The organism is Pseudomonas sp. S8 (assembly GCF_050473925.1).
Taxonomy (GTDB): Bacteria; Pseudomonadota; Gammaproteobacteria; order Pseudomonadales; family Pseudomonadaceae; genus Aquipseudomonas; species Aquipseudomonas parakoreensis.
The window spans coordinates 341,220-356,701 of sequence record NZ_JBFDVZ010000016.1; the positions used below are offsets into that span (position 1 = coordinate 341,220).

Here is a 15,482-nt window from a genome sequence, read left to right on the forward strand (position 1 = left end):
CCCGCTCCCACATGAGGAATGCATTTCCCTGTGGGAGCGAGCTTGCTCGCGAATGCAGTCTTGCAGGATGGAAACAATTTCGTCTTTTTCAGAAAAACTTCAATCCTGCTATTGACTTAGGTTCGCTACCTGCGTAAATTTCGCGGCCTCGGAGATGCAAACGGGTGATTAGCTCAGCTGGGAGAGCGTCTGCCTTACAAGCAGAATGTCGGCGGTTCGATCCCGTCATCACCCACCACTCCCGAGAAACTTGCGAAAGCAAGAGGTAGGCTGAAAGTGCCTCCACCGACGCGCAGCGGTAGTTCAGTCGGTTAGAATACCGGCCTGTCACGCCGGGGGTCGCGGGTTCGAGTCCCGTCCGCTGCGCCATATTTTACGAGTCAGACATTGTCTGGTTCGCGATTGAAAAGCACCGAAGCTTTCAGTCAAAACGAGTTAATTGAGCGCAAGCTCAAAGCGATACGCAGCGGTAGTTCAGTCGGTTAGAATACCGGCCTGTCACGCCGGGGGTCGCGGGTTCGAGTCCCGTCCGCTGCGCCATATCTGTTTCAAGGACCACTGAACGCCTTGAAACACCGAAAGCAACCGCTGGTTGTTTCGGAATCGATAGCAAAGACCCTGGTCGAAAGACCGGGGTTTTTTGTGTCTGAAATTTGGCTCTCTCTCCCTTCACTACCCAGCCCTGCACAAATCCCTGTTGGAGCTGCGGCACGCTGCGATCTTTTGATTTTGATCGTAGAAGCAGGATCAAAAGATCGCAGCCTCGTTTCACTCGACAGCTCCTACATGGAGTGGGCAACCGCATTCGAATATGTATGGCGGGGGGGCAATCGACCTCATGCGGTGCCACGTCGCATTGATTTTTTGATTCTTTAGTCAAATTTTTGTAACTGGTTGTTTGCTGCGAGCGCGGAAACCTTTAAAGTTAACCTTTCGGTCAGCTTTGCACTGTCAACACGCCCTTTGTTTCGCCAAGAAGGGCTTCTGCAAGACTCGAGATTCCCAGTAGATAACCAGAAGGGCGGACACATAACCGCCCAGAGGATGATCCATGTCCAACCGTGATATATCCCGGCGCTCGTTCCTCCAGGGCGGGCTGGTGGCGGGTGTGAGCGTCACGCTCACGCCGCTCAGCAGCCAGGCGCTGGCTGCCTTGATGGAAACCAGCGTCACCGTGCCGTCCGAGAAGTGGCTCGGCAACAACGGCAAGGCGCGTCAACGTAATGATGCGCTGTCCAAAGTTTGCGGCAGCAAAGTATTTGCCCGCGACATTCGCTCCAAGGACATGCCGGGCTGGCCTGAGCAACAGGGCCACGCCATGCTGCTGAAAACCATCAAGGCCGACCGTATCTACGCTGGCTACGACCTGTCGTGGCTCGGTGCCGACTTGCAACCTGACCGCATCGTCACCGCCGCCGATCTGGACAAGGACGGCATCGTCTTCCCGGAAGAGCACGCGCCGGACCCCTTGCTGCCGGAAGGCAAAGTGCCGATGTTCATCGGTCACCCGGTAGCAATCCTGATCTGGAACGATTTCGAGCGTTTCCGCCAGGCCAAGAACAAACTCAAATTCAATGACAAGGCGATTCGTTACGGTGCACAAGTGCCGTACTACGAAGGCGACCCTTATGGCAGCTTCCGCTACGTGCGCGTGGGCGGTCCGACCTCGGCCGACGAAGACGAATTCGCCAGCCTGAAAGACTCGATCCTGTTCCCGATGCTGAAGAACCGTCGGCCGGTGTGGAATTCCCAGCCGAACCTGCACGGCAACCTGACTGAGCGCGGTCTGTTCTACGCCGATCGCATGAAAAAACAGATCGATACCCCGCCAGACAACTGGCTGGTGTTCGACGAGCGCTACAAGACCCCGTCGATCGAACCGGCCGCAATGGAGCCGGACAACGGCAACGGCTGGTACGACCCGAAAACCAAGACCCTGCATTTCGTGGTCGCTACTCAGTGCCCGCTGGAAGCGGCGACCGAGACCGCGAAAATGATCGCGCCATCGCGCTTCGGCCTAGCCAACCTGAACATGCACCCGGGTTACACCGTGGGTTACGGTTCCAAAGACCACAACATCTTCGTCTACTATGCGGCCCTCGCGGCGCTGTATGGCGCCGGTGTGCCGATTCGTCTGGCGAATGACCGCTACGAGCAGTTCCAGAGCGGCATCAAGCGCCACCCGTTCGACATTCGTTATCAACTGGCGGTGGATAAGAACGACTACAGCTTCAAGATTTTCCGCGCTGAAATGAGCGTCGATGGTGGCGGTCGCATCAACTACAGCCCGTCGGTAGCGGCAGTCGGTGCCACGGCAGCGCAGTCGATCTATTACATGCCGCAGAACGATCTGCAGGTCACCGCTTATCACTCGCGTGGTGTTGAAGCAGGTTCGATGCGCGGTTACGGCACCCTGCAAAGCATGGCCTCGACCGAAATGATGGTCGACGAAATCGCCAATCGTCTCGGCGTTGACGCGATTGATCTGCGTCGCAAGAACGCCTTGCGTTCGGGGATGAAAAACACCCAGGGCGCGATCCCGGCGGGTGCTTTGCGCCTGCACGAAATTCTCGACAAGGCCTCGGTGCACGAAGTCTGGAAAAACCGCGACGCGATCAAGAAACAGCGCGAAGCTGCCGACCCGGACAACTGGTACGGCGTGGGTTTCGCCATTTGCCAGAAAGACTTCGGCACCGGTTCCGAAGCGCCGATGGCCAGCATCGAGTTCACCGCTGAAGGTCGCATCACCCTGCGCCACATCGGTATCGAAATCGGCACCGGCATGTCCACTTCGCAAGCGCTGGTGGTGGCCGATTTCCTTGGCAGTCCGGCGCATGAGGTGAAGACCGGCGAAACCGAATGGCAGGAAATGCAGCTGATCACCAGCGGCAACCCTTACATCATGAGTCAGGCCGAGCAGGACAACCTGCTGCGCAACCCGCGCTGGGTCGGCAAGCTGGCCTCGGCATCGTCCGCGACCAACTCGGCTTACTACTTCAGCCACGCCACCCGTGAAGCGGCGCGCGTGCTGTTCAACAACGGCTTGTGGCCGGCGGCTATGGAAATCTGGCGTCAGGGCCCTTACGGCGGTCAAGCCAACCCTTACGTGGTGCGTCGTGAAGATGCGCATTGGGTCGACGGCAAACTCACTGCCAACGGCATGCAGCCGTTGAGTTTTGAAGAGCTGGCCAAGCGCGCTCACGAGCGTGGTCTGGTCACCGGCGCCACCGTTCACGCGTTCAACCGCTGGAGCTGGGCCGAGGCCGAATACAGCATCGACGGTGTGCGCGAGCGTCTGCCGCTCGACGGTCTGGCGGTGAAGTACGGCGATGGTGCGCCGAAGGCGAAGAAGGCGTTGATGAACACGGCGGGTTTCCACCTGTTGGATCGTCAGAACATCAACTACCCGGTGGTTCAGTTGAACAACGCTGCGGTGACTTACTACAGCCCGGTCGCGACACTGGTCGAGTTGAAGGTCAATAAAGGCTCGGCGGAAGTCGAAGTGCTCAACCACCATTCGTGGGTCGAGTGCGGTCGGGTGCTGGTCGAAGAACTGGTCAAGGGCCAGCTTGAAGGCGGGATCGCGATGGGCATCGGTCACGCCCTGATGGAAGAGATGCCGCTGTACGAAGGCGGACCGGGGGAGGGTGACTGGAACTTCAACCGTTATCGCCTGCCGATGGCCCGTCACGTCGCGGTGTGGAAGCAGACTGCGGAGATTCTGCCGCCGCTGTCACCAAGCGATCCGTCCAAAGGCATCGCTGAAGTGGTGATGATCCCGGTGGTCGGTGCCATCGGTAACGCGGTGGCGCACGCCATCGGTAAACGTGTTCGCGATCTGCCAATCACTGCTGCGCGCATCAAGGAGGCCCTCAATGGCTAACCGTCCGCTTCAACTGACCCTCAATGGTCAATCCGTCGGCCCGGTGGACATCCCTGATGACCTGCCGATGATCGACTATCTGCACGAATACAAGAACCTTACCGGTTCGCGCCTGGGCTGCGGCCAGGGCATCTGCCACGCCTGCGTGGTGATCGTCGACAACCCGGACGGCACCAGCGAAGAAGTGCGCACCTGCATCACCGGTGCGCATTACTTCGAGGGCAAAAAAGTCCGCACCATCGAAGGTCACGCCAAGCGTGATGAGAGCGGTCAGGTCACTGAGCTGAACCCGATCCAGCAGCGGTTCGTCGACGAATTCGCCTTCCAGTGCAGCTACTGCGCGCCGGGCTTCGTCAACGCCGCGACGGTGCTGGTGGAGAAGCTGCAGCGCCAGCCGATCGTCAAAAGCCAGCTGGAAAAAGTCATCGAGGACAGCCTCGGCCACCACATCTGCCGTTGCACCGGGTACGTGCGTTATTACAACGCCACGCGCAACGTGCTGACCGATCTCGGCCTGGTCAAGGAGGGTTGAGCATGAAGCATCTATTGACCCGCCTGACCCTGGCGGTCGGGCTGGCTGCGCCGGTGTTGTTTGCCCATGCCGACGATCAGGTCAAGCGTGGCGAATACCTCGCCCGCGCCGCCGACTGCATGGCGTGCCACACCGCACCGGGTGGCGCGCCGTTTGCTGGCGGGCTGCCGATCGTCTCGCCATTCGGCACGATCTACGGTACCAACATCACCCCGAGCAAAGAGCACGGCATCGGCTTGTACAGCGATGACGAATTCTTCGCTGCGCTGACCGAAGGCAAGCGTCGCGACGGCGCCAATCTGTATCCGGCGATGCCGTACACCTCGTATCACTTGGTGCCGCGGGAAGACTCGGACGCGATTCATGCGTACCTGAAAACCATCGAGCCAATCGAGCGCGCCGCGCCGGTCACCAGCCTGAGTTTTCCGTTCAACGTACGTCCGGGCCTGATCGGCTGGAACATGCTGTACGGCAAGGCCTTGAAGCTGGAATCTGCCGAAGGCAAAAGCGAAGCCTGGAAACGGGGCCAGTACATGGTCGAAGTGCTCGGTCACTGCGGCGAATGCCACACGCCACGCGGTCTGCCGGGCGCGATGCAATTGGACAAGCGCCTGACCGGCGGCATCCTCAACGGTTATCTGGCACCGAGCCTGCTCGCCACCGATCTGGCGGCGCGTGGCTGGAATCAGCAGGACTTGAGCACGTTCCTCAAGCACGGCATGAGCGCCCAGGGCACGATGTTCAACGAGATGTTCCCGGTGTTTCACAACAGCACCCAGGGCCTGAACGATCAGGATCTGGCGGCGATGGCGACGTTCCTGCTTGGCGACAAGCCGCCCGCGGCGAAAGAGCTGACTGACGTGTCGCTGGACAAGCTCAGCCCGAGCGCCCAGCGCGGCCGTCAGGAATATTTGAACGTCTGCGCCGGTTGCCATGCTGCCGGTGGCGAAGGCAAGCCGCACATCGCCGTGGCCATGCGCGGCAACACCACGCTGCGTCTGGAAGATCCGCGCAATCTGTTGCGGGTGATTGAGGACGGCATCGGCGAGCAGAAATTCGCCGGGTTCGAACACATGCAGCCGATGCCGGGTTTCGCCGACAAGCTCAAGCCTGAGCAACTGACCGATCTGCTGAACTACCTGCGTCAAGGCTGGGGCGGTCAATCGGCTGAACTGGCGGTCAGCGACGTGCAGAAGCTGCAGGCTGACGCTCCGGCCGTCGAGCACAAGGCGCACTGACATGCAGCATCTCGATCTACAGGTTGTGCGGCGGGCACTGGAGTGGTCGGTGGCGGGGCAGCGCATTTGGCTGTGCACGGTGCTGACCACTTACGGCTCGGCACCGCGTGCGCCGGGTTCGCTGCTGGCGGTGAACGATAGCGGCCAGTGGATCGGGTCGCTGTCCGGTGGCTGCGTCGAGGAAGACTTTCTCGCGCGCGTCGCTGAAGGTGCGTTTCTCGATGCGGTCAATGTGGTGCGTTACGGCGAAGGTGATGATCCGCGCTCGCGGGTCAGCCTGCCCTGTGGCGGCATTCTCGACGTACTGGTAGAGAAATTTGACGCCGACTGCGAAGTGCAGGCGCATCTGCGTGAGCTTGAATCGGCGTTGCTCGGCCAGCGTCGTCTGATTCGCGAGGTCGATCTGGCCAGTGGTGCGCGCAGTCTGTTCGCGGATCGCGAGCAGGGCGCGCGCATCGAGCGCGAGATCGACCGGGTGCGGATTCGCATCGGTGCCGCGCAGCGCTTGCTGCTGGCGGGCTATTCCAGCGTGGCGCAAGCCTGTGCCGAGTTCGCGGTCGGTCTTGGTTTTGAAGTGATTCTTTGCGATCCGCGCGACGAAGTGCTCGAAGGCGTGGTGCTGAATGGCGTGGAGATTCGTCGGCAATTGCCGTCAGTGTTTATCGCCGATGGCGGCTGTCACCGCGATACCGCGGTGGTAGCGTTGACCCATGATCCGCGTATCGACGACCTGGCAATGATGGAAGCGGTGCGCACCGAGGCGTTTTACATCGGCGTCATGGGCTCGCAGCAGACCTCGCAGAAACGTTTCGAGCGCCTGCGCAGGATTGGTGGGCTGGGGGAGATCGAACTGGCGCGGATTCATGCGCCGATCGGGCTTAACCTGGGCAGCAAGACACCGGCGGAGATCGCTTTGGCGGTGCTGGCGGATATCTTGCGGATTCGTAGCGGGGTTGCTCGGGATCAGCTCTGAACCGTTCGGTGTCGAGTAAAAAGGGCCGCTATTCAGCGGCCCTTTTTTACATCCCGAATTTGTCACGCAACCCGTAATACCACGCACCCAATGCCGCAAACGGCGTGCGCAGCAACTGCCCGCCCGGGAACGGATAGTGCGGCAGATCGGCAAACGCATCAAAACGCTCAGCCTGACCGCGCAACGCTTCAGCCAGTACCTTGCCGGCCAGATGTGTGTACGTCACGCCGTGGCCGCTGCAGCCTTGCGAGTAATAAATGTTGTCGCCCAAGCGTCCGACCTGTGGCAGGCGCGACAGGGTCAGCAGGAAATTGCCGGTCCAGGCGTAGTCGATCTTCACGTCTTTCAGTTGCGGGAACGCCTTGAGCATTTTCGGGCGGATGATCGCTTCGATGTTCGCCGGATCTCGCGCACCATAAACCACGCCGCCGCCGAAGATCAGGCGCTTGTCGCCGGTCAGTCGGTAGTAGTCGAGCAGGTAGTTGCAGTCTTCGACGCAGTAATCCTGTGGCAGAAGAGATTTCGCCAGCTCATCGCCCAGCGGTTCGGTGGTGATTACCTGGGTGCCGCACGGCATCGATTTCGCCGCCAGTTCCGGTACCAGATTGCCGAGATAGGCGTTGCCGGCAACGATGATGAACTTGGCCCTGACCTTGCCCTGCGGCGTGTGCACCACCGGGTTGGCACCGCGCTCGATGCGCACGGCCGGCGATTGCTCATAGATCGTGCCGCCGAGGGACTCCACCGCAGCGGCTTCACCGAGCGCCAGGTTCAGCGGGTGGATGTGACCACCGCTCATGTCGAGCATGCCGCCGACGTACTGATCGCAGGCGACCACTTCGCGAATGCGGCGCTGGTCGAGCAGTTCCAGTTGCGTGTGGCCGAAGCGCTCCCACAGGCGCTTCTGCGATTCCAGGTGACCCATCTGCTTGGCGGAGAGGGCGGCGAACACGCCGCCGTCCTTCAGGTCGCACTGGATGTTGTACTTGGCCACGCGCTCACGAATGATCCGACCGCCTTCGAAGGCCATCTGCCCGAGCAGTTGTGCTTGCTTGGGGCCGACTGTGCGCTCGATGACGTCGATGTCGCGGCTATAGCTGTTGACGATCTGCCCGCCATTGCGCCCCGACGCACCGAAACCGACCTTCGCCGCTTCCAGTACCGTGACGCGAAAACCATTTTCCAGCAGAAACAGCGCCGAGGACAGCCCGGTGTACCCGGCGCCGATCACACAGACATCCGTCTCCACATCATCCTGCAAGGTCGGACGTGGCGGTACGGCATTGGCCGACGCAGCGTAATAAGACTCTGGGTAAGGGGTGTTCGCCATCCTGCAGCCTCTGTTTAATATATTTTACGAGTGCGCCGATCCTACCCGAGTTGAAAAACCTCCGCCAGCCACCGGAAAAATCTTATCTACCGGCCCGAAATTAAATATTTTGCATATTCATAGGGTTAGGTGAAAAAAAGGTGTTGACACCCCTCCGGAATTCCGTAGAATGCCGCCTCACAGCAGGCACGTAGCTCAGTTGGTTAGAGCACCACCTTGACATGGTGGGGGTCGTTGGTTCGAGTCCAATCGCGCCTACCAAACAAAATCCGCTCTGCTGGGCGGTCTGGAAGGGCTCACCGAAAGGTGGGCCCTTTTTTGTTGTCTGCGATTTGTCAAAGCCTTGCTCCAGGCGCTCGCCTCAATCCTTCCGATCTTTCGTTACCTTGACCGCTTAGCGTGTTTCGAAATAACACGACCTGCTGATATGGCGTTCTCTGCTTTTTTGGATCCGTCGAAAAAATGTGGATATTGAAGGGGTTACCGGTATTTTTAACCGTCCGGTGATCAAAAAAATGTTGTTGCTGATCGTGAACTTCAGTAACATCTGCCCCGCGTTCACCACCACGGTTTATGCATTTTTAAATCCCAAGCTTCCATCAGCTGCTTGGGATTTTTTTTGCCTGCGATTTGGCCAATCCCGCTCTCTGTCTCCTAGCGTCCTGCGCGAAGCTTTCCAGTCCCACTGCTGTGTGCGGGCGAAACCGGTTTTTTTCGACTACTACTGACTGGCATTTTCCACGGCTTTCTCAAGGAGTTCGTCGATGCTGGTTCATTGGTTTCTCGCCGCTATTCATCTCTTGGCTTTTGCACTGGGCTTCTGGGCCGTGTTGGCCCGTGGCACGGCGTTCAGTCGTTTGGCGACTGGCGTCGGTGAAGCAAAGCAGGTTTTGCTTGCCGATAATCTGTGGGGCATTGCTGCGCTGGTGCTGTTGGTGACTGGCGGCATGCGCGCCTTCGGCGGCTTTGAAAAGGGCACTGACTACTATCTGCACCAGCCGCTGTTTCATTTGAAGATGACGTTGTTCGTGCTGATTCTGCTGATAGAGCTGGCGCCGATGATCACGCTGGTCAAATGGCGGATCGCATTGGCGCGAGGCAAGGCGTTCGATACCACGCGTGCAAAGCTGTATGCACGGATCAGTCACGTCGAGGCGCTGTTGTTGGTATTGATGGTGATTGCAGCCACCGGCATGGCGCGCGGCGTGACGTTCGGCTAACAAGGAGCAATTCCCTGTGTGCTCTCGGAAATGTCTGACAGCCAGGCTGGGCAGTCGCAGGTAGTATCGCGCTGCAGGGGAGGAGGGAAGCGAAGGAAATAGAGCGATGGGATGTGTCAGGCGCCGTGCCCAGTGGGCTGGGGAGCGGATGGCAATACGGCGCGTGTCTCTCTAGCCAGTCATTACGCAAAGCAAACGAACTGGCTACTGACTGCAATGCGGTTCAGGGCGTTTGTGGCTTGTCCGGGGCGGTCAGGCCGGCCTGAATGCGCTGATAGATTTCTTCACGGTGTACGGCAACATTTTTCGGAGCATTGATGCCGATACGGACTTGCTGACCGCTTACGCCGAGGATGGTGATCGTAATGTCATCACCAATATTTATGCTTTCACCGACTTTGCGGGTGAGTATCAGCATGGTCTTCTCCTTGATTGCTTTGTAGGGCACCTGATTCAGACAGTGCAGAGGTCGGTGGTACGTATAGATTAGTGCGAAGTCTCACGGTTTGGGTGCCTCTTTCTGACGCGCAGATGCGGCATTAATTCCCAGGGCGTAACTATACAGAGGCTGCAATCATCAATCTCGTTGTTTTGTGCCCATTTTGCGGGCCTCGCGAAGTATTTATGAATGTTAAGATCGCCGCTTTGTGATTTTCGAGGAAAGCGTTGTGCGCAAATTGGTCTGGATGGTCGCGGCACTGGCATTGGCAGGGTGTGGTGAAGGCAAGAGTGTAGACGTGCAGAAGCCGAAAACGACAGTCGCAACCGCGCCTGTGGCGGCATCTTCTGCGCAGTGGGACCTCGAAGTGCGCGGCGAAACACCTCAGGCTGTCAGCGACCTGAGTGGCTGGTTGATCGAGCATGCGTTCGTGCCGACCGTGATCAAGGACAGCAGCGGCAAGACGCGGATCCTGATTGGCCCGTTCAACTCCCAGGCCGACGCGCAAGCTCGCAAGGTCGAGGTGGATGCAGCATTGGTGAAGGCCAAGAAGCAGAACGTCGAATCGGTGATCGTCGAGCATCCGCTCGCACCGTAAGCCGCACTTTCAGCGGAGCGGCCTAAAGGACATCGCAGTCGACTCGTCTTATACGAGTCAATCACGATTTCTCGAAGGAGCTCCGCATGGCCTCCGCCGCTCCCTATAAGCTTTTCAATGCGGTTTTGCGCCGCAAGACGCTGGTGAGTCCGCACATGATGCGGATCACGCTCGCCGACCCTTCAATAGATGGCATGGCCACTTGGGCGCCGGATCAGCGCGTCAAACTGTTCTTCCCTGCTGAAGATGGATCACCTGCGAGCCTTGCGCAGGAGGAGGGCTGGTACGCGCGTTTTCGTTCAATGCTGGCGAGCCGTCGACCCGCAATGCGCACTTACACCATTCGTCATTTACGCGCTGATCAGGGCGAGGTCGACATCGATTTTGTCCTGCATGGCGAGACCGGTCCCGCGTCGCGCTGGGCGCTGCGTGCGCAGCCGGGAGCGTCGATGCAGATTCTTGCTCCCGGCAGCGGTTTTTCCGCGCAGGACGCCGGAGGGTTCGAATGGAAACCGCCGCAGCTGCTCAAACAGGTTTTGCTGGTGGCCGATGCCACGGCATTGCCGGCGGCGATGGGTATTCTTGAAGAATTGTCCGCCATGGCTGAGCCGCCCCAGACTCAGGCGTACTTTGAAGTCGACAGTCTGCCAGACATGCTCTCGGTGCCAGACTGGCCCGGGCTGACGGTGCAGTGGCTGGTTCGCGATCAGGGGCCAGAAGCAGTGGCTGGCGCGCTGATGGTCGAGGCGGTGCAGCAGGCGTTCTTGCCTGCAGAGGATTCATCGGTCGGGCAAGCCGCCGAACTCGCCGAAGTCGATATCGACAAAGACATTCTCTGGGAGATCGCCAACACGGCCCCCGAAGGTTTTTATGGCTGGATTGCCGGCGAAAGTGCTGCGGTCATGCGTCTGCGCAAATACCTGATCAAGGAATGCGGTATCCCCCGTGAGTCACTCAATCTGATGGGCTACTGGCGCTACAACAAGGCTGGCAGTTAGGTACAAAAAAGGCCTCGAACATCACGTTCGAGGCCTTTTCCTTTGAGCTGGAGGGTCAGCCGCAGGCTTTCAGGTTCACCGGGCCGACGAATTCATTGCCGTGTCCCATGACGCACGCCACGCTCTGATTACGCTGGCGTTCCCAGTCTTGCACCGGGTACGTCTTGTCCCAGGCTTCGTAAAGCTGCCGATCCTGTTTCGACAGGCGCAAGCCGTACTGCTTGCTCATGTAGAAATAGGTGCGCGCGATCATGCCGCGAATCGATGGGCGAGGCATGACCTTCTTGGCCTTGAAGTCGACTTGAGTCAGGCATGAGCCATACTGACCGGATTGCACCGGCAGCCAGCCATAACTGAAATTGCTGCGATCACCGTTGACCTCGCCAATGCTCGGTACCAGGTTGTGCAGGTCGGCTTCGGCTTTCTGGTAACTCGGGTCGTAGCGTGTGCAGTTCTTGCGCCCGCCCGACTGCCAGCATTGACGCTGGTGACCGAATTCCCACGCCGGGACAATGTGCTCCCATTCGATGCGCGAAGCGCGCTTGGCATTTTTGCGTGGCACATAACCGCAAGCCTTCAAGTCCACCTTGTTGCCAGTGTATTTGCATCCGCAGTAAAACTCGGTGGACTGCGGTGCATACAGCTTCCAGGCGGCTTTCTTGGCCTCGGTAAAGGTGCGGGGAGCGCCAGCCTGGGCGCCAAAAGCGATGAACAGCAACAGTAATGCAAAACAGCGGACACTCATTGAATCAATCTTCCTTCGGCACAACCCAAAAAATCTGCACGCCGCCATCGTCGCGATAGGCGAGTGTGACGTTGTCGTTCTCGTCGATTTCCTCGAGCAGTTGCTCCCATGCATCCACAGGCTCGTCCGGCAGACGGAAGATCAAGGCGGCTTTGGCTTTTTGTGCGGTAGGGGAATTGATGATTTTTTGAACGCGCATACCCATGCGTTCGTAAGCGTCAGGAGCATCAGGGGAGGTGGCCACGAGGTTATCCTTATTAAACTGTACGTGCATACAGTATTTAACTGTAAGCATTTTCGCAACTGCTTAAAATTCAAGAAAATCCTCTGACAGCGCTTTTGCGATTTTGGTGTAAGCCGGGTCGATTATTTTGTGCGAAAAAGTCGCGCGCAGCGTAGGTGGCAGCACCACCCGCCGCGCGGGCGAGTGGTGAGCAGGTTGCCCGATCCGGAAAGGCTCAGGCGAGGGCCAATCAATATTCCCAGAACATCCGTTGCAGCTCTTTGCTGTCGTTGGTTTTGGTCAGGGCGACCATGGCCAGGATCCGAGCTTTTTGCGGGTTCAGGTCGTGAGCGACGACCCAATCGTATTTGTCGTCAGGTTGTTCGGCGTTACGCAGAACGAAACCACCGGCGTTCACGTGGGACGAGCGGATGATCTGCACGCCGTCTTTACGCAAGGCTTGCAGGCTCGGCACTACGCGCGAAGAAACAGAACCATTACCGGTACCGGCATGGATGATGGCTTTGGCGCCGGCCTGGGCCAGTGCTTTGTAGGCGGTGTCATCAACGTTGCCGTAGGAATAGGCGATTTCTACGTCAGGCAGGCTCTTGATGTTCTTGATGTCGAATTCCGAATCCATGGTGTGGCGCTTGGCTGGCAAGCGGAACCAATAGGATTTGCCTTCAACCACCATGCCCAGCGGACCCCAAGGGCTTTTGAACGCCTCGGTCTTGATATTGATCATTTTGCTGACGTCCCGACCGGACTGGATCTCGTCATTCATGGTCACCAGCACGCCTTTGCCGTGCGCTTCTTTGCTGCTGGCGACGGCGACGGCGTTGTACAGGTTGAGCATGCCGTCCGCCGACATGGCGGTGCCCGGACGCATCGAGCCGACGACGATGATCGGCTTGTCGGTCTTCTCTACCAGGTTGAGGAAGTAGGCGGTTTCTTCCAGGGTGTCGGTGCCGTGGGTGATGACGATGCCATCGACGTCTTTGCTGTCGGCCAGTTCCGATACGCGGCGACCCAGTTGTAGCAGGTTGTCGTTGGTGATGCTTTCCGAGGCGATCTGCATGACTTGTTCGCCACGCACGTTTGCCAGTTTGCTCAACTCGGGGATGCCGGCAATCAGTTGTTCAATGCCAACCTTGGCCGCCTGGTAAGTGGCGCTGTTGGCTGCGCTGGCGCCGGCACCGGCAATGGTGCCGCCAGTGGCAAGTACCACGACGTTGGCGAGTTTGGTCTGGGTTTCGACTTCTTTTGCCTGAAGGGCGGTTGGCAGGAGCAGGAGGAGGGCCAAAGCGCCCGGTACCAAGGTGTTGAAAGCAGATTTCATTATTTTTCTCTCTAGTAGTGAGACGGTGCTGATGCAGGTTCATCTAGATGCGCCCCGAGCCGATCTGAATGCTCGGGGTGCAGGCTAGGGAGCAGGATCCGTACCAGCGCTACTTTGCTTCAGAGAGATGTTTAACTTCATGATTTGCATCATGTTTTTGTGGGATGGCCAATGGTTGGGCCGATCACCTGTCCGGGTTTCCGAATATTGGGGCCTTTCATGTTCGGTTCACCGAAAAGGACTACAGGCCTTGGTGAACGAAACGGCTTGCCGGTTTCGGCTTTTCTGCTAAAGAAACCCGTCAGCAGGCCGATGGGTGTTAAAGGAAACGATTATTTAGGGAGTTCACATGTCACTGACGATCGGTTTTTCACATCCCGGCGCAGTCACCATCGGCGGTAAAACCGCAGCGACAATCAATGCAATGAACCAGGCGGAAGCAGACGCATCCGAAGAGGCGCTGGGCGTTGAAAAAGAGCAAAGCAACCAGGTCAGAACCGGTGGGCCTGCGCAAGAAGCCAGCCAGGCGAGTAATGCTGACAGCGGCGATAGCCTGAGCATCACCGTCAAAATGCTGCTCAAGCGGATGCAGGAATTGCAGAAGCAACTGCAAGAACAGCAACAGCAATTGGCGGCGGCGCAGGCGGCAAGTTATCCGACGCCCGAGGCCAAGTCACAGGCGGTCATGTCCGTTCAGGGCCAGATCGCGCAAACCAGCGGCGCGCTGATGGAAGTCGCGGCGGCACTGGTCAAGGAAATGTCCAAGGATTCAACCAGCGGCAACCTGGTCAGCACCACGGCTTAAGCAGGGAAGGGCGAATCGGACGATTCGCCCTGCAATAAATCGATGATTTCTGATTGTTGACAAATGTCAGCGGGATTCGCATAGTTCGGTCTACGCAAACGTTTGCGCGGCTTCCCCGGTGCACTATTGGCCGGAAGAGAGCGCTGAAGCTTACGCCAGCGCGAGCGTTGCTCACAATAATCATAAGATCGGAGTGAACCCATGAAGCTGCCATTCGCTGGACGTCTTCTTGCTGTCGCTATGCTGGCTGCTGCAGCCGCCGCACTACCTGTCTCTTCGGCCTTCGCCGAGTCCCCGGAAAAACCCAAAGTCGCATTGGTCATGAAATCCCTGGCCAACGAATTCTTCCTGACCATGGAAGATGGCGCCAAGGCTTACCAGAAAGAACACTCCGCTGATTTCGACCTGATCTCCAACGGCATAAAGGACGAGACCGATACCGCCGGCCAGACCCGCATCGTCGAGCAGATGATTCTGGCCAAGGTCAACGCGCTGGTCATCGCACCGTCCGATTCCAAGGCCATGGTGCCGGTGATCAAGAAAGCCGTCGATGCCGGCATCACCGTGATCAACATCGACAACCAGCTCGATCCGCAAATCGTCAAAAGCAAAAATATCAGTGTGCCATTCGTAGGGCCGGACAACCGCAAGGGTGCGCGTCTGGTCGGTGAGTACCTGGCCAAGCAACTGAAGGCCGGTGACGAAGTCGGCATCATCGAAGGTGTGTCCACCACCACCAACGCCCAGCAGCGCACCGCCGGCTTCAAGGATGCGATGGATGCGGCGCAGATCAAGGTGGTCTCGTTGCAATCGGGCGACTGGGAAATCGACAAGGGCAACAAGGTTGCAGCTTCGATTCTCAGCGAATACCCGGATGTGAAAGCGCTGCTGGCGGGTAATGACAGCATGGCTGTCGGCGCTGTTTCCGCTGTGCGCGCTGCCGGCAAGGCGGGCAAGGTACAAGTGGTCGGTTACGACAATATCAACGCGATCAAGCCGATGCTCAAGGACGGTCGCGTGCTGGCGACGGCCGATCAGTTCGCTGCCAAGCAGGCTGTGTTCGGTATTGAGACCGCGCTGAAAATCCTCAAGGGCGAAAAAGTCGACAGCGGCGCCAATGGCGTGATCGAAACGCCAGTCGAGCTGGTCACCCAGTAAG

The 15,482-nt window shown here is 58.4% G+C and carries 15 protein-coding genes and 4 tRNA genes; 14 read left to right on the top strand and 5 right to left on the bottom strand.

The window, feature by feature from the left end:
* Positions 1-162 precede the first annotated feature (162 nt).
* The 7 genes from AB1J88_RS02870 (at position 163) to AB1J88_RS02900 (ending at position 6,626) form a co-directional block, all read left to right on the top strand.
* Positions 163-238, top strand: a tRNA-Val gene (locus tag AB1J88_RS02870).
* 54 nt (positions 239-292) lie between these two features.
* Positions 293-369, top strand: a tRNA-Asp gene (locus tag AB1J88_RS02875).
* A gap of 94 nt (positions 370-463) precedes the next feature.
* Positions 464-540 (top strand) — tRNA-Asp (locus AB1J88_RS02880).
* A gap of 511 nt (positions 541-1,051) precedes the next feature.
* Complete coding sequence (locus tag AB1J88_RS02885; RefSeq protein WP_222018865.1) at positions 1,052-3,883, top strand: xanthine dehydrogenase family protein molybdopterin-binding subunit; 2,832 nt, start codon at positions 1,052-1,054, stop codon at positions 3,881-3,883.
* Positions 3,876-4,415 (top strand): (2Fe-2S)-binding protein, encoded by a 540-nt coding sequence (locus AB1J88_RS02890; RefSeq protein WP_145595082.1) that lies wholly within the window; start codon positions 3,876-3,878, stop codon positions 4,413-4,415. Before AB1J88_RS02885 ends, AB1J88_RS02890 begins: the two co-directional genes overlap by 8 nt.
* A 2-nt stretch (positions 4,416-4,417) precedes the next feature.
* Positions 4,418-5,653 (top strand): c-type cytochrome, encoded by a 1,236-nt coding sequence (locus AB1J88_RS02895; protein WP_222018866.1) that lies wholly within the window; start codon positions 4,418-4,420, stop codon positions 5,651-5,653.
* A gap of 1 nt (position 5,654) precedes the next feature.
* A complete protein-coding gene (locus AB1J88_RS02900) occupies positions 5,655-6,626 on the top strand; it encodes an XdhC family protein (protein WP_430290145.1) in 972 nt (323 codons plus the stop codon).
* 46 nt (positions 6,627-6,672) lie between these two features.
* On the opposite strand, the gene AB1J88_RS02905 is transcribed toward AB1J88_RS02900, so the two are convergent.
* Positions 6,673-7,956, bottom strand: coding sequence for an NAD(P)/FAD-dependent oxidoreductase (locus tag AB1J88_RS02905; protein WP_430290146.1), 1,284 nt, complete (start codon positions 7,954-7,956; stop codon positions 6,673-6,675).
* A 184-nt stretch (positions 7,957-8,140) separates the two neighbouring features.
* On the opposite strand from AB1J88_RS02905, the gene AB1J88_RS02910 reads away from it, so the two are divergent.
* From AB1J88_RS02910 to AB1J88_RS02920, 3 genes are all read left to right on the top strand, one after another.
* Positions 8,141-8,217, top strand: a tRNA-Val gene (locus AB1J88_RS02910).
* Between the two features lie 203 nt (positions 8,218-8,420).
* Positions 8,421-8,684, top strand: coding sequence for a hypothetical protein (locus AB1J88_RS02915; protein ID WP_430290147.1), 264 nt, complete (start codon positions 8,421-8,423; stop codon positions 8,682-8,684).
* A gap of 36 nt (positions 8,685-8,720) precedes the next feature.
* Positions 8,721-9,176, top strand: a complete 456-nt coding sequence (locus AB1J88_RS02920; RefSeq protein ID WP_198758503.1) for a DUF2214 family protein — start codon at positions 8,721-8,723, stop codon at positions 9,174-9,176.
* A gap of 223 nt (positions 9,177-9,399) precedes the next feature.
* Here AB1J88_RS02920 and csrA read toward each other — a convergent pair whose 3' ends face one another.
* Positions 9,400-9,594: a carbon storage regulator CsrA gene (gene csrA, locus AB1J88_RS02925; protein ID WP_003179932.1), complete on the bottom strand. Its 195-nt coding sequence runs from the start codon at positions 9,592-9,594 to the stop codon at positions 9,400-9,402.
* A 250-nt stretch (positions 9,595-9,844) separates the two neighbouring features.
* Between csrA and AB1J88_RS02930 the strand changes: the two genes are divergently transcribed.
* Together AB1J88_RS02930 and AB1J88_RS02935 are read left to right on the top strand one after the other, a co-directional pair.
* A complete protein-coding gene (locus AB1J88_RS02930) occupies positions 9,845-10,213 on the top strand; it encodes an SPOR domain-containing protein (RefSeq protein WP_430290148.1) in 369 nt (122 codons plus the stop codon).
* An 86-nt stretch (positions 10,214-10,299) separates the two neighbouring features.
* The gene (locus AB1J88_RS02935; RefSeq protein WP_430290149.1) at positions 10,300-11,211 is read left to right on the top strand and encodes a siderophore-interacting protein; all 912 of its coding nucleotides are present in this window, start codon (positions 10,300-10,302) and stop codon (positions 11,209-11,211) included.
* Positions 11,212-11,266: 55 nt separating this feature from the next.
* Here AB1J88_RS02935 and AB1J88_RS02940 read toward each other — a convergent pair whose 3' ends face one another.
* The 3 genes from AB1J88_RS02940 to AB1J88_RS02950 form a co-directional block, all read right to left on the bottom strand.
* Positions 11,267-11,956, bottom strand: a complete 690-nt coding sequence (locus tag AB1J88_RS02940) for an endonuclease (RefSeq protein ID WP_041066103.1) — start codon at positions 11,954-11,956, stop codon at positions 11,267-11,269.
* A gap of 4 nt (positions 11,957-11,960) precedes the next feature.
* Entirely contained in the window at positions 11,961-12,251 is a 291-nt protein-coding gene (locus AB1J88_RS02945; RefSeq protein ID WP_430290150.1) for a DUF1654 domain-containing protein, read from the bottom strand.
* 178 nt (positions 12,252-12,429) lie between these two features.
* Positions 12,430-13,518: an asparaginase gene (locus AB1J88_RS02950; protein ID WP_027611548.1), complete on the bottom strand. Its 1,089-nt coding sequence runs from the start codon at positions 13,516-13,518 to the stop codon at positions 12,430-12,432.
* Between the two features lie 349 nt (positions 13,519-13,867).
* On the opposite strand from AB1J88_RS02950, the gene AB1J88_RS02955 reads away from it, so the two are divergent.
* Together AB1J88_RS02955 and AB1J88_RS02960 are read left to right on the top strand one after the other, a co-directional pair.
* Positions 13,868-14,323: a hypothetical protein gene (locus AB1J88_RS02955; RefSeq protein ID WP_041066108.1), complete on the top strand. Its 456-nt coding sequence runs from the start codon at positions 13,868-13,870 to the stop codon at positions 14,321-14,323.
* Between the two features lie 201 nt (positions 14,324-14,524).
* A complete protein-coding gene (locus tag AB1J88_RS02960) occupies positions 14,525-15,481 on the top strand; it encodes a sugar ABC transporter substrate-binding protein (RefSeq protein WP_041066111.1) in 957 nt (318 codons plus the stop codon).
* Position 15,482 lies beyond the last annotated feature (1 nt).